Raw genomic sequence first — 23,012 nt, forward strand, 5'->3', positions numbered from 1 at the left:
AGGACAATCCCGAATTCTTTAACACAGGGATTATACCTGATCAAGATTCACTCGTGAACAAGACTTCCCTTAAATATACTGCTGAGTTCTGAGTAAGACCTGTCACTGTTCACTAATCCTATAGGATTGCCATAGGAGCACCCACAACGAATGCCCCTACTGTTTTTTTGAAAAAAATGCAGTTAACTATTTACAGTTTACTTTTAACCTTGGCCAATAGGCCACGGGTTCGCTGAAAGCGGGACTTCGTCCATCGCGTTCAACCTTCAACTTAGTTAACCTTCAACCTACCCTATACCGAACCCTAAAGGCGAACAACCTTGGCCAATAGGCCACGGGTTCGCTGAAAGCGGGACTTCGTCCATCGCGTTCAACCTTCAACCTTCAACCTTCAACCTTCAACCTTCAACTTAGTCAACCTTCAACCTTCAACCTTCAACCTTCAACCTCTAAACCTTAAACCTTCAACAGTAAACTTAGTCATCCTTGTGAGCCACGTCTGTTCCCCGCTTCCGGATCCGATTCCGTTCCTTCGAGCAATTCCTATTCCCATCTGTGAGTTTATTTTCAAGTTTGCACTGCTCGTAAGTAATTTGGGCAGCGTGACGTTTTGGGAGTTGATTCTGTTTTTCTAAAGCTTTGTTAAAAAAATATAAACTTTTTTCTTCCTGCCCCAGTTTTCGCAAAATTTGTGCTTTAAGGTAAAGTACATCTGGGTTGCTTGGTGTTGTTTCCATTGACCGGTCTACATAGTCTATTGCCTTAGAATATTGCTTTAAATCTCGATATCCTACAGCAATGCCTCGATAGGCTAAATAAGAAGGAAAAGCATAGGTTTCTAACTTGTCAATGGCTTGAGATGGGTCAGAAAATGGTAAATTAACTGCTAACATTAAATCCATATAGCCTGTAATCAAGTTTAGCTCTGGATCATTAGGATCAATTTCTTTGGCTTCATCCAGATATTCAAAAACTTTCTGCAATTTAGTCAAGGCGCTGATGGGACCTTCTTTTTCAAAATCGTAAGCCCCTTCCAAAAAATAACCTACTGCTGTGTAAAGATTACCTCGCAAGGGATCAGAGGCAATCATTTCCTTAGCCTTATTAAGAGTTTTAGTTCCGTAGCTCTTGAAGGTTTCCCAATCTTGATCTAAGTAAGCTAGAGATGATAGCATAGCATAGGTCATGGGTTCTTTAGACTGCCTAGATTCCGATTTTTTTAGATAAGCTTCGGCCTCTTTATAGTTTCCCTCCTTGAAGAAGAAGTCAAAAGCATCTTGAACAGTGTTATCAATGTCCCGAGGATTACTGTCGCGAAAGGGATCAGCTGCCAAGGTGGGCATTCCCCATAAACCGATTAATACAACTGCTGTGCTGACGCAGGCTTTAACTATCTGTTTTGGTGCTCGAAACCGTTGGTTCATCGTCATTCTGGCAATATTAAAAATATATGCTACTAACCTCAGTACTGACGTTGCACTTGATGCCAGGTTCCATGGTACCGGAAGTTGGGGCATAAGATAGTAAGGGACTTGCATGTAAAAAAAATACCAATTAAAGTAGGGTGGGCAAAGTTATCTTATCTATAAGACTCATTTGAACCAAAATGTTTTTGCCCACCCTACAAGCTAAAATCTGGTATTTTATTTTTTGGCTACTCCCTAAGTAAGCATATGCGCTACGCGCACGCTACGCGAACAGCAGTCAGCAGTCAGCCGTCAGCCATTCCCGTAGCGTGGCCATTCCCGTAGCGTGCCCCAAAGGCCAAAGGCTAATAGCTGATAGCTAATAGCTGATAGCTGATAGCTGATAGCTGATAGCTGATAGCTGATAGCTGATAGCTGATAGCTGATAGCTGATAGCTGATAGCTGATAGCTGAGTGGTTAGGATAGTAATGTTTATGAAATTTTGAAACCTCCAAAATTTTGGGAGAAGGGAAAGAGTGGGCAGAACGGAATGCTATATCTTAGAGACTTAACCTATCATCCACCAGCTAGCTCCACCCCGATCTTGAAGGGTCTGAATCTAGAGCTAGCACCACAAGAATTAGGACTAGTGATTGGTGTTAGTGGTTCTGGTAAAAGCACATTATTGGAAATTTTGGCAGGATTAGCCCAGCCGACGGCAGGAAAAATCTTTTGGGGAGAAACTGAACTCACCAACGACCACCTACCCCAACTGGCAGGATTAGTGTTTCAGTTTCCAGAACGGCATTTCTGTGGTAAGACTATCCTGGAAGAATTGCGGATGGGACATCCAGAGTTGGGGTCACAGAGGGTTTATGATGCTTTGGGGGAAGTGGGACTGGCTGATTTCCCCCTGCATACTTCACCCCATGCTATGAGTGGTGGTCAGCAGCGACGCCTTGCTCTGGCAGTACAACTGATTCGTCAACCCCATATACTGATGTTGGATGAACCAACAGCTGGATTAGACTGGTCTATGCGAAGACAGTTAGTTAATCTGCTGGCAAAACTCAAAACCCACTGGACACTGCTAGTGGTGACTCACGATGCTAGGGATTTACTGCCTATTGCTGACCGCTGCTGGACTCTTAAGCAAGGGGAATTAAAAGCTGTTGATTTAGCTAGTGCTGAGTTATGAGTGTTGCCAACAGCTATCAGCGGTCAGCGGTCAGCGGTCAGCGGTCAGCGGTCAGCGGTCAGCGGTCAGCGGTCAGCGGTCAGCGGTCAGCGGTCAGTAGACGTAACTCAGATTAAACGAATGTTTACCTGTTGTCTTGATGCAGTCGCTCATGGGGGAAACTCCCAAGACCGTAATGGTGCGTTTACAGTCGTCGAATTAAATTCGCCACGGGTCGCACCTCTGCATCGCTTATTCAAAAGCACCTCAAGTAGCGTGGCACAGGCTTCGACGCTGTGACTTAACCCATAAGCTGATAACTGAAAGCTGAAAGCTGAAAGCTGATAACTGAAAGCTGAAAGCTTACGTGTTGAGTAGTTTTAAAAGTAAAAAATGACAAATGACCAAAATGTTTTATTGCTGCCACAGATGACAGAGGTTTGGCAAGAAACTCTAAATTGGCAGCCAGCTCCAGAACAACAACAGTTGTTTCAGAAACTATATGAAGGGATTTTGTCAGGCAATCGCCAGTTGAATTTAACTCGGATTACGGCTCCCGAGGAGTTTTGGGAAAAGCACCTGTGGGATTCTTTGGTAGGATTGGCTCCAATATGGCAGTCTATAACTCCAGGACAGAGAATTATTGATATTGGAACGGGGGCGGGATTTCCGGGATTACCAGTTGCGATCGCATTTCCTAATACTGCTATTACTTTACTCGATTCCACTCGCAAAAAAATTACTTTTCTTCAAACCTTAATCCCCCAGTTGGAAATCAATAATGTTACAACCTTAGTTGGCAGAGCAGAAGCTATTGGACAGAAGCAGCAGCATCGACACTCCTACGATATTGCTCTAGTTCGTGCTGTTAGTGCCCCTTCTGTTTGTGCTGAATATGCTCTACCACTTCTGAAACAGGGAGGTTTGGCGATTCTCTATCGTGGTCATTGGACAGATGAAGAAACCGAAGCTTTACAGCCAGCGGTAAAAAAGTTAGGTGGAAGAATTGAATCAGTTGAAAAATTTACTACGCCTTTGAGTGATAGTGTTCGTCATTGTTTGTTTTTGAAAGTATTATCACCAACAGTAGCTAAGTTTCCCCGTGCTGTAGGATTACCAGCACAAGACCCTTTGAATTAGAAGATAGATTTTTTGTAAGCGGTCAGCGGTCAGCGGTCAGCGGTCAGCGGTCAGCGGTCAGCGGTCAGCGGTCAGCGGTCAGCGGTCAGCGGTCAGCGGTCAGCGGTCAGCGGTCAGCGGTCAGCGGTCAGCGGTCAGCGGTCAGCCTTCAGCTAAAAGCTCACGCTATGGAACCGTCAGCTGATGTAACAGAGATTAAACCAATGCTTATTTGTTTTATTCAAAAGCACCATCTGTACCGCATTAGCTGAGAGCTGAGAGCTGAGAGCTGAGAGCTCTCAGCTAAAGGCCTACGGCTACGCTACGGGAATAGCTTTGGAATAAAACAAGTAAGCATTGGAATAATGCTGAGTTACCTCCCAGGGTCGTTCGCACAGCGTGGCCATTCGCGTAGCGTGGCCGAAAGGCCAAGGCCAAAGCCTGTGCCACAAGGCACCTCAAGTAGCGTGAGCTTTTAGCTCACGGCTGACGGCTGACGGCTGAATGCTTACACTAGAATTATCAAAAAAATGGCTTCTTAGGAAAACTCCGATGACTGCCACTACTGCACTGCTTAGCCTCGAAGACTACTTAAGCTACAACGATGGCACTGATCGGCGTTATGAACTGGTGAATGGGGAACTGATTGCCATGTCTCAACCCAAAGGAAAACATGGTGCAATTACTGAGTTTCTCAACGATCAATATCGGGCTGAAATTCAGGTTCAGGGGTTAGCCTGGGTTTCTAAGCAAGGGTTTATTGCAATCGAGTCGCCCCGTGGGGGACGTTGGGATACAGCGCGGATTCCAGATGTGACGGTGGCAACACTGGAGCAATGGGAGGGAATGCTGGATCGAGAGGCGATCATTCGTCTCAACGAATCGCCACCTTTTTTGGTGGTTGAAGTGGTTAGCGATTCGACTCGGACGACGGATTATCGCAGTAAACGAGTGGAGTATAACTTGCTGGGGATTCGCGAATATTGGATTGTCGATCCCCTCAAAAAGCAGGTTGTGGTGTTGCAGTTGGTGGATGATCTTTATGAGGAAACGGTTTTTGTGGGGGATGAGTTGATTGAATCAACTATTTTTCCGGGGTTGCAGCTTTCGGCACAGCAAGTGTTGAATGGTGCGCTTTAGAATAAGTAATAAGTCATAGACTTTTAGCCATCAGCCGTTAGCTATCAGCTGTCAGCTAAGTTCTAAAAGCTGAATGCTGAATGCTCTAAGTTCAACCCTCTAACCACCGAGGAGGAAATTTTATGCCTTCCCCTTTTCCAGGGATGAACCCTTACCTAGAACATCCAGAAGTTTGGCCAGGAATACATTTGTTACTTATTGGCGAGCTGGCTAAATTCCTTTCTCCTCAACTGCGTCCAAAATACAGAGTTGGTGTTGAAGTGCGCATGTATGAAACTATTGGTGAACAATCATTGCTCGTTGGCATTCCGGATTTAACTGTCAAAGGTTCACAGGTGACAACTAAACAACTAATAACTAATGTTGCAGTTGCACAAGCTCCAACTCAACCCCAAACGGTACAAGTTCCTGTACCTGAAACTATTAAACAAGGTTATTTAGAAGTGCGAGAGGTAGCTACCAAGGAAGTAGTAACAGCTATTGAAATACTCTCTCCCATTAATAAACGTTCTGGAGAAGGACGCAAGCAATATGAAAGTAAACGAAATAAAGTCTTAGGCAGTTTCACTCATTTAGTAGAAATTGATTTACTGCGTAAGGGACAACCAATGCCAGTTTATCACAGCAATATTGAAACCCATTATCGAATTTTAGTCAGTCGAGGAGACCGTCGTCCTCAAGCTGATTTGTATGGATTTAATTTACCAGCTCCTATCCCCTCATTTCCGTTACCGCTGAAGTCTGGAGATACAGAACCATTAGTAGATTTACAGTTATTATTGAATAATATCTACGATCAAGCCAGTTATGATTTACTCATAGATTATAATCAAGAACCACTACCGCAATTGTCGGAAGAGGATCGGGTTTGGGTTAATACATGGTTAACGGAGCGAGAATTGCGATCGCACTAGGGTGGGGTAAGCATTCAGCGGTCAGCAGTCAGGCGTAGGGTGGGCAAATAATCTTTGAAACACCATTTGATCCGTTATCATGTCCATTTGCCCACCCGACAAGATCAGCGATCGCACTACAAGAGTGGTCAGCAGTCAGGCGTAGGGTGGGCAAATAATCTTTGAAACACCATTTGATCACTTATCATGTCCATTTGCCCACCCGACAAGATCAGCGATCGCACTACAAGAGCGAATAATCCCCCTCAGTTATCGCTGTCGGGTCATGGCAATTACTGCTTCCACTGTAAAGTCTGAGATAGTGTCAAGGGTGGGGAGTATATCAGTTCCGGCAAACACCAGTGGTAGTTCCTGGTTTTCCCAAACCCAGATTTGCTGTCGCTGAATATCGATTAGCCAAGCCAGCTTAGTCCCGTTGCTTAAGCAGTGCAGAATTTTGTTCTGTAGGTCTAATGTGCTTTGGTCAGGGGAGCGAATTTCAATTAACCAGTCTGGTGAACCTTGCAGGGGGCGATCTTGATCCCGGATGCGATCGCGTTTAACAACCACAATATCTGGTACAGGGGATAAGGGAGGAATGATGCACCGGAGTTCTTGAATCGCAACGCAAGCATGGGTTTGATTGTTGATGGCGTTTACAAGGTTACGCTGGAGGCGGGAATGAAACAATGTTGGCATCGGTTTTTGCTTCGGGTGTCCATGGATGAATTCCCAAGCAGGAGAAGCTTCTATGTTGGGTTGTTGGAGAAAAGCGTCTAAGGAGTTAGTAATGCTAGGTGATTGCATAATTAAGTTAGCTGAATAATGCTTAAATGATCCCTATCCAACAAATATTTCATGGCTCGTCTTGCGCTTCGAGGGGTAGGGTGGGCAAATAATCTTTGAAACACCATTTGATCACTTATCATGTCCATTTGCCCACCCGACAAGAGCGTAGGCACTACTCTACAAGCTCGCCGTCAGCTAATATACTTCATCATGAGAACCTAAATTAAGCAACAAAATAGCTTCTTCAGAATCTTCAGGATTTTCGATAAATTCAAATAAAATACGGTAGCTGTAGTCAATTGAACATGACCAGATATTGGATAAATCGCCTTTAAGTTTGTGGGTGTGTAAGCTAGGATGAAATGGATCTTCTGCTAACTGACGCACGGTTTTCTCAATTAGTGGTCTAAAATCTGGTCTTTTACGAAGTATTCGCTTTAAACCTCTTAGTGATTGGGGTGTCCAAGCAATTTTCATGGTTGATCGAGTTCTTCTAAGAATTGATCAACTGAGCCAAATTTTACTTTACCTTCCGCTAATTCTTGGCGAATTTCTTTGATTTCTTGCAATAGTATTTCTCTCCGTTGTAGATGGAATCTTTTGAGAAGAGTATCGAGTAATATCTCTTGCTCTTCTAAGGACAATTTTTCAACGGTTTCAATCGCTTGCTGAAAGGCTGAGGTTTTGAGCATACTTTCAAGATGATTTCCGGTTTTTTCTATTTTATCAAAATCAGCAGGGAGTAGGGTGGGCAAATAATGAATGTGGGGTAGGGTGGGCAAATAATTAAAGAAAGGCCATTTGATCACGAATCATGTCCCTTTGCCCACCCTACTACAAGAGCGATCGCACTTAAAGCAGCCCATTTCTTTCATGAATCAGATAGGATTGCTATATACTTAGAGTATACCACTTTTAGTGGAGAGCTAAGTAATGACATTTATCAGCCCTAAAACCGACTTTGCCTTCAAAAAAATCTTTGCCTCCCAGGAAAGTAAACCGATTCTGATTAGCTTTCTCAATGCTCTTGTCTACCACAATCAACCTCTGATCCAAGATTTGGAAATTATTGACCCTTATCAGTCTTCTCCTCTTCCAATCCTCAAAGACTCTTTCCTCGATGTGAAGGCCAAACTGAGTAATGGTTCTTTGGTGATTATTGAAATGCAGGTTTTGCAGGTAGAATCCTTTGCTAGACGAGTTTTATACAATGCTACTAAAGCTTACTCTCTACAGTTAGGTAAAGGAGAAGGCTATCGTTATCTCAAGCCAGTGATTGCTCTGACGATTACGGATTTTGTCATGTTTCCTGAGCATAATCAGGTAATTTCTAATTTCAAGTTACGAGAAGAGACTACCAACATCAACTACATCGAAAATCACTTAGAGTTAGTGTTTGTGGAACTACCGAAGTTTGAGAAGCACTTGGAGGATTTAGAGCAACTCGATGAGTTGTGGATGTATTTTTTAAAAAATGCGCCTTCCTTAGAGACGGTGCCACCGCAAATGGCGGAAATACCGGAGTTTCAACAGGCATTTGGGATTGCTTCTGAGGCGAATTTAAGCAGGAAGGATTTGGAGGAATTAGGAAAAAGAGAGATGTTTATTCATGACCAACAAGGGCTAGTGATTTTTGCTGAGAAACAAGCTAAGCAAGAAATAGCACAGCAGCTTTTGCCTTTGTTAGATAATGAAACAATTAGTCAGACTACTGGCTTACCTGTAGAGGAAATTGAGAAGCTGCGAGAAGGCTAAGGGTAAGCTATCAGGGGTAGGGTGGGCAAATAATGAAAGTTTGGCAATTTCATCAGTTATCCTGTCGATTTGCCCACCCCACAAGAGCGATCGCACTTTTACCCAACAAACAACAGAGGCGATCGCATGCCGTAGGGTAGGGTGGGCAAATAATGAAAGTTTGGCAATTTCATCAGTTATCCTGTCGATTTGCCCACCCCACAAGAGCGATCGCACTTTTACCCAACAAACAACAGAGGCGATCGCATGCCGTAGGGTAGGGTGGGCAAATAATGAAAGTTTGGCAATTTCATCAGTTATCCTGTCGATTTGCCCACCCTACAATATCAGAGCGATCGCACTACATATAGTATATTATGCGATCGCACTACAGAAAACCTGCTCGCACCAAAATTGTCAGAAGTTCGGTAACCGAGTCTACTTGCCAGTCAGGTTATTGTGGGTGATAGAGATGTTGTCCCAACGGGCACCATTGGCCGATGTGGAGAAGGCAACATAACCCCCAGAGCTACGCATATCATTGATACTGAAGGCGTTAACAACATTGGTGACTGTGTTTGTCAAAGTTACTGAAATTGTAGAGCCGTCATCGGTGAGAAGCAGGTGGACTGGGTCGTCCCAAAAACTATCTCCTCCCGGTGGATCTTTACGGAAAAACTCCATGAAGGGGCCACCGAATGAGACTCCAGTATGGCCATTTTGGAAGTTATGCAATCGCAGGTATATTCCGTTACTTGGTTCGTCAAAGGAACCAGAAGGAAGTCCGTCACCACGAACTTGAAGAAAAGCAATTTCGTTAGCCGGAGTGAAAGTAATGTCTGCCTCAATTGTGAGTGGATTGTCAATACTCGGTTTGAGATTAGATGCTACAGTACGAAGGGTTCCGCGATTAGTCACACTTGCCCAACCAGCATCAGTGGCATTCCCGGTTCCACCTCCGATCTCGAAATTTGCTGAATCAAAGGTCCCACCGGTGAAATCTTCAGTAATGGAGTCTGGTTCAGAACATTTTGACGTGTATACACGGCATTTTTGATTTACCGAATCCAAATTCCAAGCTCCGCAGTTCACAATTGCAGCACATCGATCACCACACTGTTCATAGGTTCCCGAAAATGGTTCAATCGTACGAATTCTAGAAATAGCTTTACAAGTTTCTGCGGTCCCAGGAGGTATAAATCCCCATCCACCGGAGGGGTCTGGTTCAGAACATTCTGACGTGTATACACGGCATTTTTGATTTACCGAATCCAAATTCCAAGCTCCGCAGTTCACAATTGCAGCACATCGATCACCACACTGTTGATACGTTCCCGAAAATGGTTCAATCGTACCAATTCTAGAAATAGCTTTACAAGTTTCTGCTGTCCCAGGAGGTATAAATCCCCATTCAAGTGTGTCAACCTGAGCATTCCCGACTGCGTAGAATGCAGTAAACAAAACTACAACAACGAGGGTAAAAATATATTTTGTTATTTTCAACATCAGCTTAATCCTGATGAACAATAAAAGTATGAAGGAGAAGCATTGCTTGCCTGGTGCATCTCAGTTTTGCAATTAGGCAAAAATTCGGCATAAAATTCCCACACTCCTCGCGCCCGGGCCCCACACTCCCCGCGCCCGGGCCCCACACTTGAGATCTTTTTTACAAATATGAGATGCACCCGGTGTGGCCAGGTAGGGAGTCACCTGTCTCCTCAGGGGTGGGGTTTTCACCCACATCCAAAAGATAGTTAGAAATTTTGAGGGTGTATCCGATACTTTTTAGCTACCAAAATCTACCAAAAGCAAATTCTGGCTCGCCAATGCAAGATGCTTTCACATCCAGGGGGTATCTCCCAAAGCTCTTACGGAATATCCCGCGAGCGCCATAAAAATGTCAACAAATTTGGTTCCACCGGGATAGACAGTGCAACTATTAAACCCTTGGTTTTCGGTTTTAATTTAAGTTACATAATAATCTCTGTCGGTGTTACCCTAATTTAATTCTAACAAATAATAAAAGTTTTTGGTATACTCTGCAACATTTTCTCTAGCGGTTTACTAACCCTCGCGATTCCCCCAGCTCATACCCCTCTAGTTTCTAGAGGCTCCTAGCTGGAACGAGCCGCACCTGCATCCAATCTTCTTCTAGAACCAATCACTCTGGAGTCTTTCTTTTTTTGAGCTATTGTCCTAGAGGTAGAGTTAGAATATTTCGGTTTATAGGTATGAGTCCGCATAGCTAGTTCTATTTACCTTGTACCCTTGAAGAAAACAATACCAGTCGATCACATGGGTGCATCTCACTTTTGTAAATGTTCGTAGGGTGCGTTAGGGACGGGGGAGCCCTTATTTTCTTGGTAGCCAGTGTTAGGACAATCCGTCCCGTAACGCACCACCCAAACGGCAAAAATGAGATGCACTCGATCCCACCGTCTTCTAGGAGCGCGACATGGCACCCCAAACTTTAACCAACTGGTATCATAGTAATTATAGTTATCTGTTACAAGAAATCGAGCCAGTTTGTAACTATTTATAAAAGTACATAGAAGGTTAAAAAAATCCACAAAGCGTTACATAATTTGGCTCCGATACATCTGCCTTGGCTGAACTTTGTCGCTAATTCCATCTCTCCCCATTTGAAAGGGATATCCTGCTAATGGGTGGGCAAATTGGGACGGCTGAGATGAGACAACTTAAGAGGCGTTGCTGCTCGGGTGCATCTCATTTTTACTGTTTGACCCGGTGGTGCGTTACGGGACGGACTTTCCCAACATTGACGACCGATAAAATGAGTGCAAGCCCGTCCCTAACGCACCCTACGAACTCACCCAATTAATAATTCCTCTAACTATAACAAAAAAAAATCGGTCAAGCTCTGGTTAACCCCAAGTCTTGACCGAATTCTTTTGTAAAGCTGAGCTCAACTCAACTCTAAATCACTGTCTTGATGCAGTCGCTCATGGGGGGGACCACGGCAGTCGCTCATGGGGGAAACCCCCAAGACCGCGCTGCCTCCCCAAGACCGCGCTGCATCGCTACTGATGAACTAATACATTCTTATCGAATTAGTCAGCAACTGCTCGAAAGCAACCACATTCTAACTCATCCTTCATCCTGATTTATATCCCTCCACAAAAAACGTTCACCATTCATAGTCGCCAGGGCTTTGCCCTGGCAATTTACTATCCTAGTCTACGTAAAAATATCGAATCAAAAAGGTCATAACCTCACCCGGTTTTCCAGTAGGCTCGGGAGTGCTCCACTCGTCTGGGTAAGCATACTTAAGGGAATAAATGGCATTAATTGTTTTGCGAACCTTTTCAGGAGAACCGATCAAAACGAGCTTGGCTTTCTTCCGTTTACGACCTTCGTTTTCAGGGGTGATATTGTCATCAGAGTTAGGTGGAAAGTTTTTAGTCATCAGTAATGACTCCTTGAAACTGCTTATATTATTAATATATTTATAAATTAATTTATTGTCAAGGGGTTTAGTAATTTTTTTTATTACGAAATATGGAGATTGTGGAGAGGTTAGAAAGAAAAGATATCCGATGATTTTTTGTGTTAATATCAGAGATTAATAGTAGGGTGGGCAGTGCATAAAACCAATTGAAAAGCTGATAATCCTAAAAGTAAGCACTGCCCACCGACAGATTAATAGTAGGGTGGGCAGTGCATAAAACCAATTGAAAAGCTGATAATCCTAAAAGTAAGCACTGCCCACCGACAGATTAATAGTAGGGTGGGCAGTGCATCCGACTAATTTAAAACCTGACTATCCTAAAAGTAAGCACTGCCCACCGACAGATTAATAGTAGGGTGGGCAGTGCATCCGACTAATTTAAAACCTGACTATCCTAAAAGTAAGCACTGCCCACCCTACATCTACTCTATATTTCTCTGCCCACCGACAGTAAATTAACTATAAAATTAATTCTCTGGTGGGCAGTGCCTCAGACTAATTTAAAACCTGACAATGATCAAAGTAAGCACTGCCCACCCTACATATTTCCTATAAAATATCCTTCCGCTTCTGTAATTTAAAGGCGATTATTAAATAAACCCCGGTGTGTAAGCACAGTAGTAGCCAGTTAAGAATCAAATTTTGCCAGGTGGCATCATAAACGGGTGTTGCTTCAAAGGGAGGAGGAGGAAGCTTCAATCCAAACCTGGAAGACTGTTCTGGTACCATGCTATTCACATTTACCAGGGCACCGTAAGCTCCCATTGACCAACGACTTACCATCAGCCAAGATAGTGTACTGGCTAATCCTTTTAGTTTAAAAATAACTCCAGAAAAAATAATCTGGGGTAGCAAAATCAATGGTATAGTATTATTGGCTTCACTTTCATTTTTAACCAATGTCGATACCATCAGACCTAAACTGGTAGCAGCGATAATGGTTAAAAAAGTAGTGATTCCCAAGCCAATTTTCCAATCCAGTAGTTCAGAGGTAGGTGGCTTAAACCCATAGAGCACAATAGTAACAATCAAGATAGTTTGTAAAATAGCTAAGCCAGACCGAATCAGTACTTTGGAACCGAGATAGGGAAATAACCCTAAATTAACCAGTCGCTCTCTCGCATAAATACTGGACTCTTTCACAATTTCTTGCAGTGAACTAGATAGTCCAACCCACAGGGCAGCACAGGTAAAAATAAACAATACTCGTAGCGCTAGAGGTGCTTGGGTTATCTCTGGAGACTTCAGTTGAGCTAAGGGGTCTTTCCCTGACAACGTCAGAATAATCAAACTAATCCCAATCGGAGCAGTTAGTAAGGCTAGGGCAAGACTTCGCATATCCCGCACTACTAGTTGTAGATAGCGCTGACTGAGCAACAGCAGTTGCTTGAGTTGCTTGAAAACAGGAATACCAGCACTTTTGCTAGGGATTGAGGTCGATAGCAACCTTTGACCAGGACTGAGGTGTGCTGAAATGTAGGTCTTGTAACCAGGTGAGCTGAGAAACCGCTGATGCCAGTGTTCACTATTCTGCTCAAGTTCCTCCGGTGTTTCCCCTTGCTCTAGCTTCAGGTAAATATCAGGGAAGTATCTTAAGTCTGGAGATGGCATCTTAAAAAAGTCCATCGCTTCTGTGGGAGGACCAAAGTAACACAACCGTCCACCCCGACCCATAAAGGCAATGCGATCGCATACGTCAATATTCGCAGTAGCATGAGTCACCAGCACCACAGTTCGTCCCTGATTCGCTAATTCTCGCAATAGCTGCATCATTTCCTTATCCAGTCCTGGATCTAGACCAGAAGTAGGTTCATCCAGAAAGAACAGTTTCGGATCAGCCAATAATTCCACAGCAATACTGACTCGTTTCCGTTGTCCCCCACTCAGATTACCCACAACCGTGTTTCTCACAAAATCCAGTTTGACTTGTGACAAAGTTTGCTTCACCACCTGTTTCACATCAGTATCTGGTGGTAATCGTAATTCACAGGCATAGGTTAATACTTCTTTTACAGTTAAATCCCGATGCACAATATCATCTTGGGGAACATAGCCAATTTGTGAGCGGTACTGATTAAAATGCTGTCGCAAATCTTGGCCATTGATAAATACAGTACCTTTAGTAATTGGTGCAATTCCTAATAGAGTTTTCAGTAACGTAGATTTCCCAGTGCCACTACCTCCTACCAAAGCCACTAACTGACCTGGTTCAATCGGCATAGAAACCTGATTCAGGATAGTGCGTTTTTTGCCTAATTTATAATTAACCTCGCGCAGCAATTTATCAGCATCAATCCGAATTTGATTACCTTGGTCAACTAATTCTAAAGTATCCTGCCTCAACAGTAATATAAACGGACCAATCCGAATCGTATCCCCATCCTTAAGTAAAACTGGTTTATGGATTAATTTGTCATTAATAAAGGTACCATTTCTGCTATAATTATTAATCTGATAATTGCCTTCGGAAATCTTGATCAGGGTAGCGTGAAGGGAAGAAACTGTCGGTGCATCTAATGGCCAACAGTGGGAAAGTTCAGGATTAGGAGAACGACCCAATTGCAGTGGCCAATTTTGCACACTTGCCAAGGAAAGCTGCCGTTTATTTGGCGTCACCCTTGGTTGACTATGGGCAGGATTAAAGTAAGTGAGGCGAATGTAATCCCGAGGATTTTGTCCAATGGTCAACTCTAAGCCATGTTTCAGAAGATACCCATCAGTGATGCGAGTGTGGTTAACAAATAGTCCATTAGTACTTGGATTTGCCCCATCACCATCAAAAATCCGATAATCCTCTCCCTCTTGAAGCAGAAAAGCATGGCGTTGGGAGACAATAGTCCAGCCTGTTTCAGGAATATCGAAATCTGACCAAGTGCGATCGCGTCCTAATCGATAAAATCCTTTCTCAAGAGAAAAACGAAGTACTTGACCTTGATTGTTTAGCTCTAGATATATCATTGTCATATATAGCACTCTCAATCGGATGAGGTACCTCGCCCTTAGGGTTTTAGGGAGCTAAGGCCGTGGGCCACGCTTACTGGCTTTGCCAGACGCTGCGCGAACGCGCCCCGCGTGGCCTACGGCCAAACGCGAACGGAGCAGCGGTAAGAACCTTGAATGTACCTCATAGCTATGATAAACGCTATATAATTTTTATTTGAGATGTAAACATAGGATTGATATAAAAAGCAAACATATTCCTTCTAATTCTTAAGCATTCAGCGGTCAGCAGTCAGCGGTCAGCTTTCCTTAACTCAGATTAAACTAATGGTTATTTTTGTTATTCAAAAGCTGTTCGGTGTAGCTTGCCCTATGCCCATAAGCTGATACCTGGTAAGCATTCAGCCGTCAGCCGTCAGTGGTCAGTGGTCAGCTGATTTTATTCAAAAACACCTCAAGTAGGGTGGCACAGGCTTCGACGCTGTGATCTAAGCCATAAGCTGATAGCTGATAGCTGATAGCTGATAGCTGATAGCTTACGATAGCTGTTACCGTAGCCTGGTACAGGCTTCGACGCTGTGCCACAAAGCTGATAGCTGACAGCTGAATACTTACGAATGTTAGGCACTGTTAGCTACCTATAGCAGATTTCGTAGCAAAGGTAATAATGCCAACACCAACAATAACCAAAAAGAAAGCGAAATATACAAACGTCTTTGAATAGGGTTTGCTTTCTATTACTTGCTCCTTGCCACTAGTGTTACTCGTCATAGCTCCGCGAACAGAAAGAAATAGTAAAGGAAGAGAAACAATCATTCCCAATACTTCAATTACAAATAGCGCCTGAGGCATGGGATCTGGCGAAACTGGAAAGAGTGTTCCTAAGTCTAGGGCGTATACGATAAAATAGGACATAGCACATAAGCTAGACACAATGAACGCCCACTTTAAATCTTTGAAGATAAAGTAAATAATTAAAAGGCTGACTATCTCTAGGGAAGTTAAGAAGGTATTAAATGCCCCCAATATCAAGGGGTCAATGTGTGAGAAACTCCTTGTTTCAATTGAACCACCAGGAATTAGAGACCCCAACAATCCAAAAGATAAAACCAAGAGTGCAGATACCAGATGTCTAATAGTTATTGTCATTGTAATTACCTCACAACTAGAATTATTCCTGTCAAACACCACAAATCAGTACCAGAAAATCTTATCGCGTTTCCCTAGGGCGATAAGGGGTTTCCTTAAGCAAATGACTGACTAATATTTTTAGAAAAAACAAAGGGAGAAACCATTCCAAACCAGGCATTGGGGAAAATAGATAGCGATCGCCCAACAGCCCTAACCCGTAAAGCCCTAGGGCTACTGGACGTTGAAGATAGAGGGGAGACCGCAAAATCAACACTGATGCCCCCAACAGGTAGCTGGACACACCGATCAAGAACCCCCAATCTCCCCCACGAAAGAGCAGCGCCACTAACAAGACATGGATCACATGAACAGACACAAATCCTAAATGCTGCTGCCAACCCTGTTCCGGTCGGTGATACCAACCCTTAGCGGTGGAAGTGGCATTGGTGAGGAGACCCCCCACTAAATCAAGGCCAAGAACAGCAATCAGTCCTAATTGCAACGGGCTCCACTGTATTGGGAGGGTCAGCGCGTAGGTTGGAGCTGCTACCAAAGCCACCAGCGACGGCACAAATTGTATCAGCAACTCAGCTTGGGTTGCCCCTGGTCCGGTGAAGCGATCAAGCCAACCTTTGAGACCAGAGCGAGGGGAGGGACAAGTCAGCTCAGAGTGCATTAGCTTAACCTCATAACAGTTGTTATGCTAATAATATAACAACTGTTATGATAAGCTGTCAATAGGCATTGAGACTTTGTTTATGTCCCACTTTATATCTGGTGTTATCTGGTTATAGCAGTCGCCAGGGCAGTTAGGACATCGACATTAGTCTCACACCCTTTGTAAGCGCAATAGTTTTACTTCTGACTTCTGACTTCTGACTTCTGACTTCTGCTATAGTTCCCTTTAATGCTCATGTCCCAACAGGATCGCCGCCTTGAAGTTTCTGAAGCCGCCTGGCGAGTTATTGTCCGAGAGGGGTTAGATCGCACCAGTATGCGCGCGATCGCCCAAGAGCTGGGTTGCACCACCGGAGTTGTTACTCACCACTTTCGAGATAAGCAGGAGCTTATTCTGTTTGCCCTTAATCAAGTAACTCAGCGTCTGCAAAAAACCATGCAGGCTGCAACAGAGCACGCTAGGGGAGTCGATCGACTGGTAGAAATGCTATCTGCGTTTTTGCCACTAGACACTGAACGGCAAGATATTCTCAAGGTCTGGGTGGCCTTTTTGGGGTATGCCATTGGACGAGAATCCCTGATGGCTGAGCATCAACATAGTGCTGCTCAGCTCCGTCAGGTGATTATTCAAGAGTTGAAAGCTCTACAGTCAGCCAAACTGATTCGACCTAACATAGAGCCAGAGTTAGAAGCCAACGCCCTGTTAGCCCTGGTCAATGGGGTTAGCCTCGACTCCCTGATTCAAGCCAAACGCCTTAGCCCTGACCAGCAGCAGATTGTAATTCGGCGCTACGTTAACGAGTTACTGTCTACCCATCCTATCCCTGGCTCCGGTAATCCTTAATCAAGACAAGTTGGTGTTGTCAAACATTAAAGCAATGGCATGTGAACGGCTAATATGATTGCGATTAAGCATTAAACAATCACATGACAGCACCACAGCTAGACAACCCCAAGCCCAACCCACAAAACAAAAGTCTCTTACACATAGAAAACCTACAGATGCACTTCCCCATCACCCAAGGAATCATCTGGCAAAAGCAAATTGGCTCCATCAAAGCTGTTGATGGACTCAACTTCGATATCAACCGTGGCGAAACTTTAGGCTTAGTAGGAGAATCTGGCTGTGGCAAAAGTACCACCGGACGAGCGATCCTACAACTATACCGTCCGACAGCTGGTCATGTTTACTTTGAAAATATCGACCTAACCCAGCTAGAGGCTGAATCCCTGCGCCAGATGCGCCGCCGGATGCAAATGATTTTTCAAGACCCCTATGCTTCTCTCAATCCCAGGATGACCGTAGGAAGTATTGTCGGTGAACCCCTGCAAATCCATGGGTTAGCCATCGGTAAACAAAAACAAGAACGAGTCCAGTCCTTACTAGAGGTGGTAGGACTCAATCCCCAGTTTATCAATCGCTATCCCCACGAATTCTCTGGGGGTCAGCGTCAGCGGATTGTGATTGCTCGCGCCTTAGCTTTAAACCCTGACTTTATAGTATGTGATGAACCGATTGCTGCTTTAGATGTATCCATTCAAGCCCAAGTCGTTAACTTGATGCAGTCGTTGCAAGCAGAATTTGGTTTAACTTATCTATTTATTGCTCACGATTTAAGTATAGTGCGCCACATTTCTGACCGGGTGGCAGTAATGTACCTAGGCAAAATAGTAGAACTCGCAGATCGCGTCTGTTTATATGAGAACCCCTTGCATCCCTATACCCAAGCATTAATCTCAGCCGTACCAATTCCTGACCCTGAACTTGAGCGTCAACGGGAACGTATTATCCTAACAGGTGATGTACCCAGCCCCAGCAATCCCCCCAAAGGTTGTCGGTTTCACACTCGCTGTCCTATGGTAATGGATACTTGTCGGCAAGACCCAGAACCAGAGTTTAAAGATGCAGGTAGAGGACATTATGTTGCTTGTCATTTAGTTCATTGACAAAACGACAACCACTCACAAAACTAATGTTCGTGCATCGCAATGGATCGAGAGCAACGCCAATTACTCGGTAGAGCCGAAGGCCATCCCATGCGCAGGGCTTCTGGGCAAATGGTATGAATGGTCAGCTGGCAATCAATCAGCTGCAAGCCTTCTTTTTCCACCTGCTTCATCCCTTGTTTCAAGATTGAGTCATTCTTGAATTCAACGGTCTGGTTACACTGAATACACACCAGATGATGGTGATGATGGGGAAAAGGCTGATTGAGTTCATAATGTTTATGCCCTTCTGCCAACTCCAATTCCCGCAGGATGCCCATCCGTGACATTAACTTAACGCTACGGTAAATAGTAGATAAGCTGATTCCTTCTGCTCGTTGCTCGAGCAATTCGTGAAGTTCCTCAGCACTGAGATGGGTTCCTCTCGGTAAATTTTGGAAAACGTGGAGAATGGTCTCCCGTTGTGGTGTCATACGCCAACCTCGAGCATTGAGTTCGGCCTTGAGTGAAGCAGCTGTATAGTTAGCCATGGTAACCCTCTCAAAAACGAGCCATTATTGACAATATTAAATAATTATTTCTCTCACTTGCAAGAAAATTTTCTAATTGAGAATAAATAGTAAAGGATTATTGGTTACTTTTGAGAATAGGGCAGGCACGGATCGAGCTCGGATACAGGGATACGCCGAAAATACCAAATCCAGCACGATCCGGATTTGGCAAATAAGTTAGGAAAAGGGCGAATAATGGAAAGACGGGGCACAGAGGGAAGACAGGGAACAGGCTTATGGAAGCAGATTGGCCATAACCCTTGTGCCTTGTGGCTTGTAAGTTATGACTATGTTATTGCCCCCTCTCCCTAGATTTTGGTGATTGATGCTTAAAACTTGCAATAAGCAAGCACACAATACCTACGTTGATACACACATCGGCCACATTAAATACCGGGAAGTTAATCAACCGAAAATCGAGGAAATCCACAACGCAACCCGTTACTGTCTGGTTATCTACCAAACAACTGTTGAAAAAACGGTCTATGCCATTACCCAATGCTCCTCCCAATATGAAGCCATAACCAAGCTGTTCCAACCTAATCAGCTTTGGTCCAAACCAAGCTAGGGCGATTAAACCAAGACTCACAGCTAAGGACAGCCAGCGCAACCAGCTGCCGTCTTCACTAAAGAGACTGAAAGCGGCACCAGTATTAGTGACATAGGTAAAGTGAAACACCCCTTGCCACAGGGGTAGAGTCTCTTTCAATTCAAAATTCTGCACCACCCAATATTTAGTCAGCTGATCCAGAATCAGACCAATAGCAGCAGCAAACCAACACAGGCGGTTTTTTTTCATTAGTCATTAGTCATGATAGCATTTATTGATTGGGTGAGGGACTTACTAGGAGTCGGGAGTCGGGAGTCGGGAGTCGGGAGTCGGGAGTGTCAAAGCCGTTTTACACATCTAGTGATTAGTCTTTTGTTAATTAAACCTTAGCAATTAACAAATTTATTTTGACCAATGACTATCAATAAAACATCAACTGCCGTAGAGCAAATGCCACAACGGTGACAGAACAAATTACCACTAGCTGACTCGGTAAAGGTGAAATGGTATATTTCATGATGGCTTCCATGAGAGGCTCAGCCCCAAGCACTGACCAATTGATGCCGTGGAAAATCATCAAATAGCCGACACCATAGGCATGGATGGTTAGTAAACCACATAGGCAGCTAAATGCCAATGTTTCGACTCGTGGTTGTACGCGAAAGGCTAAAAAACCACACACCCAGGCTCCGGCAATAAAGCCTAGTATGTATCCAAAGCTGGGTTCCTTGATATAGCCAATACCTCCACCTTGAGTAAAGACTGGCAGGTTCAACCCGATCACAACATAGGCAATTTGAGAAAGAGCACCAGCATTTCTGCCTCCTAAACAAGCAGCTAGTAGGACTGCTCCAATCTGATAGGTAACCCCTAAGGATATAGTTTGAACACCTTGAGTTGACCAATCCCAGGGTGGATTGGAGACAAAGAAGGCTTCTAGAAACGTGCCGCCGATTGTCAGCAGCAAACCAATTATGGCCCACAAAATCTCATTGGGAGCAGACACAGTTACATCGATAATCTATTTATTCTGGCTATTTATTCTAAGAGTTATATTCTCCGGGAATCGGAGCTTCACCACCGGTTAGACCCAAAGAGTCCAGCATAGCGTGGTCTTGCTCTGGTGGCTGTCCCAGAGTGGTGAGGTAGTGTCCAATCAGCATAGCATTGATTCCGGATTTTAGCCCTTGTGCCTGCAATTGGCCCATCACGGCTTCTCGCCCACCAGCATAGCGCAGGATTTGCTCAGGTAGGATCATCCGGAAAATTGCGATCGCTTTTAGTGCTTCATAGGTATCTAGCTTGCCAGATTCTCCCAAAGGGGTTCCAGACCGAGGATTGAGCAAGTTCAGGGGTACTGACTCCACCTTTAACTCCCGCAGGGATAGAGCTAAATCCACTCGGTCTTCCCAGCTTTCTCCCATGCCCATAATCCCACCAGTGCAAGCTTGAATCCCCACGGCTTTCAAGTTCTGGATCGTCTCGACGCGATCGCGCCAGCTGTGAGTAGTGACAATTTCTGGGAAAAACCGCTCTGAGGTTTCTAAGTTGTGGTTGTAGCGAGTTACCCCAGCTTCTTTCAGGGCTTGGGCTTGTTCCGAGGTCACTTCTCCCAAAGCACAGCAAGGCTTTATGCTGGTTTCGGCAATAATCTCCCGTACCGTTTCCAGAATTTGTTCAAACTCTTTCGATTTAGGACTACTGTACTTTGGTCCACGTCCCTGACTCACTAGGCAAAAACGTTTGGCTCCAGCCGCTTCAGCTGCCTTAGCTTGAGCCATAATCTCTTGCTTAGACTTAAGACCATAAATCGGGGAATCAACGCCAGGATGGTGAGCCGACTGGGCACAGAAGCCACAGTTTTCTGAGCAGCCGCCAGATTTGACATTGACGATACTACACAAATCCACGGTATTACCACAGCAGGCTTGGCGCACTTTGTCAGCTGCTTGGCACAGCAGCAATATATTATCCTGCCCTTCGAGTTTGGTCAGGGCTAAGGCTTGCTCTCTAGTAATGCGATCGCCTGCAATAATCCCCTCAGTTAGCTTTTGTAGCCACTGATTCAGGGATGCTGGGGATGTTAAGCATTGTTCTGGTGTACTTGCTAGTGTACTTGCTGGTGTAGTTGATAAATCTACAGATAGACCTACAGCAGTTGACAAAGGTGCTTGAACCACAGTATCTCCCACATAATATCAGCTTTAAAGGCACCCCTCACTATACCACCTTAGAGTAAGTTAGCTAGTGAAACCTACTACACCAACTATAAATTTAACCTTTTCTTAATTAAATTTTAACCTAATGCTTAACCTAGTCTTTAGGATAGAGCGCTACACTCCGGCTGTGACGCCTAAAAAAATTAAGCCAATTCCATGTTGTCTCAAAAGAATTCTTTATTGTCAATAGCATTGATCACCACCTTAGCCGTGGGCATTACATCCTGTGGTAGTGGTTCAGCCCCCACAGCTCAAGTTAAGGTAGATGGTTCCAGTACAGTATTTCCCATCTCTGAGGCAATGGCGGAAGAGTTCCAGAAAGCCAATCCGGAAATCCAAGTTACTGTCGGTGTCTCTGGTACTGGTGGTGGATTCAAGAAGTTTTGTGCTGGAGAAACGGATATTTCCAACGGCTCCCGTCCGATCAAAGAATCAGAAATAGAACTTTGCAAGAAGGGAGGAATTGAGTATATCGAATTACCCATCGCCTTTGATGGACTTTCTGTAGTAGTTAACAAAGAAAATAACTTTGCTAGCTGCCTAAAAACCGCTGAACTCAAAAAAATCTGGGAGCCAGCAGCTCAAGACAAAGTCAAGAACTGGAAGCAAATTAATCCTAAGTTCCCCAATCTCAAACTAGGACTTTATGGTCCAGGAACTGACTCGGGAACCTATGACTACTTTATGGAAAACATAGTTGGTAAAAAAGTTGGCTCTCGGGGCGACTATACCGCTAGTGAAGATGACAATTTGATTGTGCAAGGGGTATCTACTGATAAGGGTGGACTAGGCTTCTTTGGTTACGCCTACTACGAAGAAAACAAAGATAAACTCAAACTGGTAAAGATTGATGGAGGAAGTGGTTGCGTTGCCCCTAGCACAGCAACTATTGCCGATGGGACTTACAAACCTCTATCTCGCCCAGAGTTTATCTACGTCAAGAAAGAGGCGGCAACTCGACCTGAAGTTAAAGCCTTTGTAGACTATCAGTTGGCAGCAGCAAATTCCAAATTAATCTCCGAAGTTGGCTATGTTCCCATGCCAGAAGACATTATGATGCTGGTGAGAAAGCGTTTTAGCGAAGGTACAGTTGGTTCAGTCTTTGCTAATGCTCCTAAAGGCTCCAAAGTGAAACAGCTATTAGAGAAGTAAACAATAGTAAAGGATGTCTTAAAGACTTAAGGATGAAAGATGAAGGCTGAAGGGTGGAAAAAACAAAGTGGCTAAGTAACGTTGTCAGTCACCTTAATAGATATCAGCAGTACATC

Annotated in this window: 27 protein-coding genes and 3 pseudogenes; 13 read left to right on the forward strand and 17 right to left on the reverse strand. The window is 44.3% G+C overall.

The window, feature by feature from the left end:
* Positions 1-476: 476 nt before the first annotated feature.
* Together F6K64_RS06310 and F6K64_RS06315 are read right to left on the reverse strand one after the other, a co-directional pair.
* Positions 477-1,424, reverse strand: coding sequence for a Sll0314/Alr1548 family TPR repeat-containing protein (locus F6K64_RS06310; protein ID WP_287253390.1), 948 nt, complete (start codon positions 1,422-1,424; stop codon positions 477-479).
* Between the two features lie 294 nt (positions 1,425-1,718).
* Complete coding sequence (locus F6K64_RS06315) at positions 1,719-1,922, reverse strand: hypothetical protein (protein WP_008179766.1); 204 nt, start codon at positions 1,920-1,922, stop codon at positions 1,719-1,721.
* A gap of 35 nt (positions 1,923-1,957) precedes the next feature.
* Between F6K64_RS06315 and F6K64_RS06320 the strand changes: the two genes are divergently transcribed.
* The 5 genes and pseudogenes from F6K64_RS06320 to F6K64_RS38755 all read left to right on the forward strand — a co-directional run.
* Entirely contained in the window at positions 1,958-2,605 is a 648-nt protein-coding gene (locus F6K64_RS06320; protein WP_008179764.1) for an ABC transporter ATP-binding protein, read from the forward strand.
* A gap of 3 nt (positions 2,606-2,608) precedes the next feature.
* Positions 2,609-2,884 carry a hypothetical protein gene (locus F6K64_RS06325; RefSeq protein WP_131827056.1) on the forward strand — a complete coding sequence of 92 codons (276 nt, stop codon included), beginning with the start codon at positions 2,609-2,611 and terminating at the stop codon, positions 2,882-2,884.
* A gap of 93 nt (positions 2,885-2,977) precedes the next feature.
* Complete coding sequence (gene rsmG, locus F6K64_RS06330; RefSeq protein ID WP_008179760.1) at positions 2,978-3,724, forward strand: 16S rRNA (guanine(527)-N(7))-methyltransferase RsmG; 747 nt, start codon at positions 2,978-2,980, stop codon at positions 3,722-3,724.
* A pseudogene (locus tag F6K64_RS38100) lies at positions 3,697-3,810 on the forward strand (hypothetical protein); the annotation flags it as partial. The gene rsmG and the pseudogene F6K64_RS38100, both read left to right, overlap by 28 nt.
* A pseudogene (locus tag F6K64_RS38755) lies at positions 3,803-3,880 on the forward strand (hypothetical protein); the annotation flags it as partial. The pseudogenes F6K64_RS38100 and F6K64_RS38755, both read left to right, overlap by 8 nt.
* Positions 3,881-4,006: 126 nt before the next feature.
* Here F6K64_RS38755 and F6K64_RS06335 read toward each other — a convergent pair.
* Positions 4,007-4,153, reverse strand: coding sequence for a hypothetical protein (locus F6K64_RS06335; protein WP_287253603.1), 147 nt, complete (start codon positions 4,151-4,153; stop codon positions 4,007-4,009).
* 102 nt (positions 4,154-4,255) lie between these two features.
* Here F6K64_RS06335 and F6K64_RS06340 point away from each other — a divergent pair, with 102 nt between their 5' ends.
* Entirely contained in the window at positions 4,256-4,843 is a 588-nt protein-coding gene (locus tag F6K64_RS06340; protein WP_287253604.1) for a Uma2 family endonuclease, read from the forward strand.
* A 122-nt stretch (positions 4,844-4,965) separates the two neighbouring features.
* The gene (locus F6K64_RS06345) at positions 4,966-5,757 is read left to right on the forward strand and encodes a DUF4058 family protein (RefSeq protein ID WP_287253606.1); all 792 of its coding nucleotides are present in this window, start codon (positions 4,966-4,968) and stop codon (positions 5,755-5,757) included.
* A 28-nt stretch (positions 5,758-5,785) separates the two neighbouring features.
* On the opposite strand, the gene F6K64_RS06350 is transcribed toward F6K64_RS06345, so the two are convergent.
* The 4 genes from F6K64_RS06350 to F6K64_RS06365 all read right to left on the reverse strand — a co-directional run bounded on the left by F6K64_RS06350 (position 5,786) and on the right by F6K64_RS06365 (position 7,334).
* Positions 5,786-5,938 carry a hypothetical protein gene (locus F6K64_RS06350; protein WP_165691842.1) on the reverse strand — a complete coding sequence of 51 codons (153 nt, stop codon included), beginning with the start codon at positions 5,936-5,938 and terminating at the stop codon, positions 5,786-5,788.
* Between the two features lie 68 nt (positions 5,939-6,006).
* Positions 6,007-6,543, reverse strand: a complete 537-nt coding sequence (locus tag F6K64_RS06355) for a Uma2 family endonuclease (RefSeq protein ID WP_287253608.1) — start codon at positions 6,541-6,543, stop codon at positions 6,007-6,009.
* Between the two features lie 177 nt (positions 6,544-6,720).
* The gene (locus F6K64_RS06360; protein WP_008179751.1) at positions 6,721-7,002 is read right to left on the reverse strand and encodes a type II toxin-antitoxin system RelE/ParE family toxin; all 282 of its coding nucleotides are present in this window, start codon (positions 7,000-7,002) and stop codon (positions 6,721-6,723) included.
* The gene (locus tag F6K64_RS06365; RefSeq protein WP_008179749.1) at positions 6,999-7,334 is read right to left on the reverse strand and encodes a hypothetical protein; all 336 of its coding nucleotides are present in this window, start codon (positions 7,332-7,334) and stop codon (positions 6,999-7,001) included. Before F6K64_RS06365 ends, F6K64_RS06360 begins: the two co-directional genes overlap by 4 nt.
* A gap of 124 nt (positions 7,335-7,458) precedes the next feature.
* Here F6K64_RS06365 and F6K64_RS06370 point away from each other — a divergent pair, with 124 nt between their 5' ends.
* Both F6K64_RS06370 and F6K64_RS06375 read left to right on the forward strand, forming a co-directional pair.
* Positions 7,459-8,280, forward strand: a complete 822-nt coding sequence (locus F6K64_RS06370; protein WP_287265099.1) for an Rpn family recombination-promoting nuclease/putative transposase — start codon at positions 7,459-7,461, stop codon at positions 8,278-8,280.
* Positions 8,258-8,779 carry a hypothetical protein gene (locus F6K64_RS06375; protein ID WP_287253611.1) on the forward strand — a complete coding sequence of 174 codons (522 nt, stop codon included), beginning with the start codon at positions 8,258-8,260 and terminating at the stop codon, positions 8,777-8,779. The genes F6K64_RS06370 and F6K64_RS06375 overlap by 23 nt, the downstream gene beginning before the upstream one ends.
* Here F6K64_RS06375 and F6K64_RS06380 read toward each other — a convergent pair.
* From F6K64_RS06380 to F6K64_RS06405, 6 genes are all read right to left on the reverse strand, one after another.
* A complete protein-coding gene (locus F6K64_RS06380; protein WP_008179744.1) occupies positions 8,698-9,765 on the reverse strand; it encodes a hypothetical protein in 1,068 nt (355 codons plus the stop codon). The genes F6K64_RS06375 and F6K64_RS06380 overlap by 82 nt on opposite strands.
* 1,687 nt (positions 9,766-11,452) lie before the next feature.
* On the reverse strand, positions 11,453-11,686 hold the full coding sequence (locus F6K64_RS06385; protein WP_008179742.1) for a hypothetical protein: 234 nt from the start codon (positions 11,684-11,686) through the stop codon (positions 11,453-11,455).
* A gap of 591 nt (positions 11,687-12,277) precedes the next feature.
* Positions 12,278-14,686, reverse strand: coding sequence for an ATP-binding cassette domain-containing protein (locus tag F6K64_RS06390; protein ID WP_287265229.1), 2,409 nt, complete (start codon positions 14,684-14,686; stop codon positions 12,278-12,280).
* Positions 14,687-15,097: 411 nt separating this feature from the next.
* Positions 15,098-15,253: a hypothetical protein gene (locus tag F6K64_RS06395; RefSeq protein WP_008179738.1), complete on the reverse strand. Its 156-nt coding sequence runs from the start codon at positions 15,251-15,253 to the stop codon at positions 15,098-15,100.
* A 45-nt stretch (positions 15,254-15,298) separates the two neighbouring features.
* Positions 15,299-15,817: a DUF8051 family protein gene (locus F6K64_RS06400; RefSeq protein WP_008179736.1), complete on the reverse strand. Its 519-nt coding sequence runs from the start codon at positions 15,815-15,817 to the stop codon at positions 15,299-15,301.
* 61 nt (positions 15,818-15,878) lie between these two features.
* Positions 15,879-16,475 carry a hypothetical protein gene (locus F6K64_RS06405; RefSeq protein WP_008179734.1) on the reverse strand — a complete coding sequence of 199 codons (597 nt, stop codon included), beginning with the start codon at positions 16,473-16,475 and terminating at the stop codon, positions 15,879-15,881.
* Between the two features lie 237 nt (positions 16,476-16,712).
* Here F6K64_RS06405 and F6K64_RS06410 point away from each other — a divergent pair, with 237 nt between their 5' ends.
* Together F6K64_RS06410 and F6K64_RS06415 are read left to right on the forward strand one after the other, a co-directional pair.
* Complete coding sequence (locus F6K64_RS06410) at positions 16,713-17,321, forward strand: TetR/AcrR family transcriptional regulator (protein WP_287255085.1); 609 nt, start codon at positions 16,713-16,715, stop codon at positions 17,319-17,321.
* A gap of 83 nt (positions 17,322-17,404) precedes the next feature.
* Complete coding sequence (locus F6K64_RS06415; protein WP_287265100.1) at positions 17,405-18,424, forward strand: ABC transporter ATP-binding protein; 1,020 nt, start codon at positions 17,405-17,407, stop codon at positions 18,422-18,424.
* A gap of 23 nt (positions 18,425-18,447) precedes the next feature.
* Here F6K64_RS06415 and F6K64_RS06420 read toward each other — a convergent pair whose 3' ends face one another.
* On the reverse strand, positions 18,448-18,954 hold the full coding sequence (locus F6K64_RS06420) for a ferric uptake regulation protein (RefSeq protein ID WP_008179729.1): 507 nt from the start codon (positions 18,952-18,954) through the stop codon (positions 18,448-18,450).
* 313 nt (positions 18,955-19,267) lie between these two features.
* A complete protein-coding gene (lspA, locus tag F6K64_RS06425) occupies positions 19,268-19,774 on the reverse strand; it encodes a signal peptidase II (RefSeq protein ID WP_287255083.1) in 507 nt (168 codons plus the stop codon).
* A 12-nt stretch (positions 19,775-19,786) separates the two neighbouring features.
* Here lspA and F6K64_RS06430 point away from each other — a divergent pair, with 12 nt between their 5' ends.
* A complete protein-coding gene (locus F6K64_RS06430) occupies positions 19,787-19,915 on the forward strand; it encodes a hypothetical protein (RefSeq protein WP_287257428.1) in 129 nt (42 codons plus the stop codon).
* Positions 19,916-19,946: 31 nt separating this feature from the next.
* Here the strand turns inward: F6K64_RS06430 and F6K64_RS06435 are convergent, their stop codons facing one another.
* Positions 19,947-20,531: a biotin transporter BioY gene (locus F6K64_RS06435; protein ID WP_008179727.1), complete on the reverse strand. Its 585-nt coding sequence runs from the start codon at positions 20,529-20,531 to the stop codon at positions 19,947-19,949.
* Positions 20,532-20,568: 37 nt separating this feature from the next.
* Positions 20,569-21,594 (reverse strand): annotated as a pseudogene (gene bioB / locus F6K64_RS06440) (biotin synthase BioB); the annotation flags it as partial.
* A gap of 306 nt (positions 21,595-21,900) precedes the next feature.
* Here bioB and F6K64_RS06445 point away from each other — a divergent pair.
* On the forward strand, positions 21,901-22,896 hold the full coding sequence (locus F6K64_RS06445) for a PstS family phosphate ABC transporter substrate-binding protein (protein ID WP_287265102.1): 996 nt from the start codon (positions 21,901-21,903) through the stop codon (positions 22,894-22,896).
* The last annotated feature ends 116 nt before the right edge of the window (positions 22,897-23,012 follow it).

It is taken from the genome of Moorena sp. SIO3A2 (assembly GCF_010672265.1).
Lineage (GTDB): Bacteria > Cyanobacteriota > Cyanobacteriia > Cyanobacteriales > Coleofasciculaceae > Moorena > Moorena producens.

What these genes read in the sequence shown, in the direction of transcription:
- F6K64_RS06310 (WP_287253390.1), bottom strand. Translation starts at nt 1,424, where the DNA reads ATGAACCAACGGTTTCGAGCACCAAAACAGATAGTTAAAGCCTGCGTC.
- F6K64_RS06320 (WP_008179764.1), top strand. Translation starts at nt 1,958, where the DNA reads ATGCTATATCTTAGAGACTTAACCTATCATCCACCAGCTAGCTCCACC.
- rsmG (WP_008179760.1), top strand. Translation starts at nt 2,978, where the DNA reads ATGACAAATGACCAAAATGTTTTATTGCTGCCACAGATGACAGAGGTT.
- F6K64_RS06340 (WP_287253604.1), top strand. Translation starts at nt 4,256, where the DNA reads ATGACTGCCACTACTGCACTGCTTAGCCTCGAAGACTACTTAAGCTAC.
- F6K64_RS06345 (WP_287253606.1), top strand. Translation starts at nt 4,966, where the DNA reads ATGCCTTCCCCTTTTCCAGGGATGAACCCTTACCTAGAACATCCAGAA.
- F6K64_RS06355 (WP_287253608.1), bottom strand. Translation starts at nt 6,543, where the DNA reads ATGCAATCACCTAGCATTACTAACTCCTTAGACGCTTTTCTCCAACAA.
- F6K64_RS06360 (WP_008179751.1), bottom strand. Translation starts at nt 7,002, where the DNA reads ATGAAAATTGCTTGGACACCCCAATCACTAAGAGGTTTAAAGCGAATA.
- F6K64_RS06370 (WP_287265099.1), top strand. Translation starts at nt 7,459, where the DNA reads ATGACATTTATCAGCCCTAAAACCGACTTTGCCTTCAAAAAAATCTTT.
- F6K64_RS06380 (WP_008179744.1), bottom strand. Translation starts at nt 9,765, where the DNA reads ATGTTGAAAATAACAAAATATATTTTTACCCTCGTTGTTGTAGTTTTG.
- F6K64_RS06385 (WP_008179742.1), bottom strand. Translation starts at nt 11,686, where the DNA reads ATGACTAAAAACTTTCCACCTAACTCTGATGACAATATCACCCCTGAA.
- F6K64_RS06390 (WP_287265229.1), bottom strand. Translation starts at nt 14,686, where the DNA reads ATGATATATCTAGAGCTAAACAATCAAGGTCAAGTACTTCGTTTTTCT.
- F6K64_RS06400 (WP_008179736.1), bottom strand. Translation starts at nt 15,817, where the DNA reads ATGACAATAACTATTAGACATCTGGTATCTGCACTCTTGGTTTTATCT.
- F6K64_RS06405 (WP_008179734.1), bottom strand. Translation starts at nt 16,475, where the DNA reads ATGCACTCTGAGCTGACTTGTCCCTCCCCTCGCTCTGGTCTCAAAGGT.
- F6K64_RS06410 (WP_287255085.1), top strand. Translation starts at nt 16,713, where the DNA reads ATGTCCCAACAGGATCGCCGCCTTGAAGTTTCTGAAGCCGCCTGGCGA.
- F6K64_RS06415 (WP_287265100.1), top strand. Translation starts at nt 17,405, where the DNA reads ATGACAGCACCACAGCTAGACAACCCCAAGCCCAACCCACAAAACAAA.
- F6K64_RS06420 (WP_008179729.1), bottom strand. Translation starts at nt 18,954, where the DNA reads ATGGCTAACTATACAGCTGCTTCACTCAAGGCCGAACTCAATGCTCGA.
- lspA (WP_287255083.1), bottom strand. Translation starts at nt 19,774, where the DNA reads ATGAAAAAAAACCGCCTGTGTTGGTTTGCTGCTGCTATTGGTCTGATT.
- F6K64_RS06430 (WP_287257428.1), top strand. Translation starts at nt 19,787, where the DNA reads ATGATAGCATTTATTGATTGGGTGAGGGACTTACTAGGAGTCGGGAGT.
- F6K64_RS06445 (WP_287265102.1), top strand. Translation starts at nt 21,901, where the DNA reads ATGTTGTCTCAAAAGAATTCTTTATTGTCAATAGCATTGATCACCACC.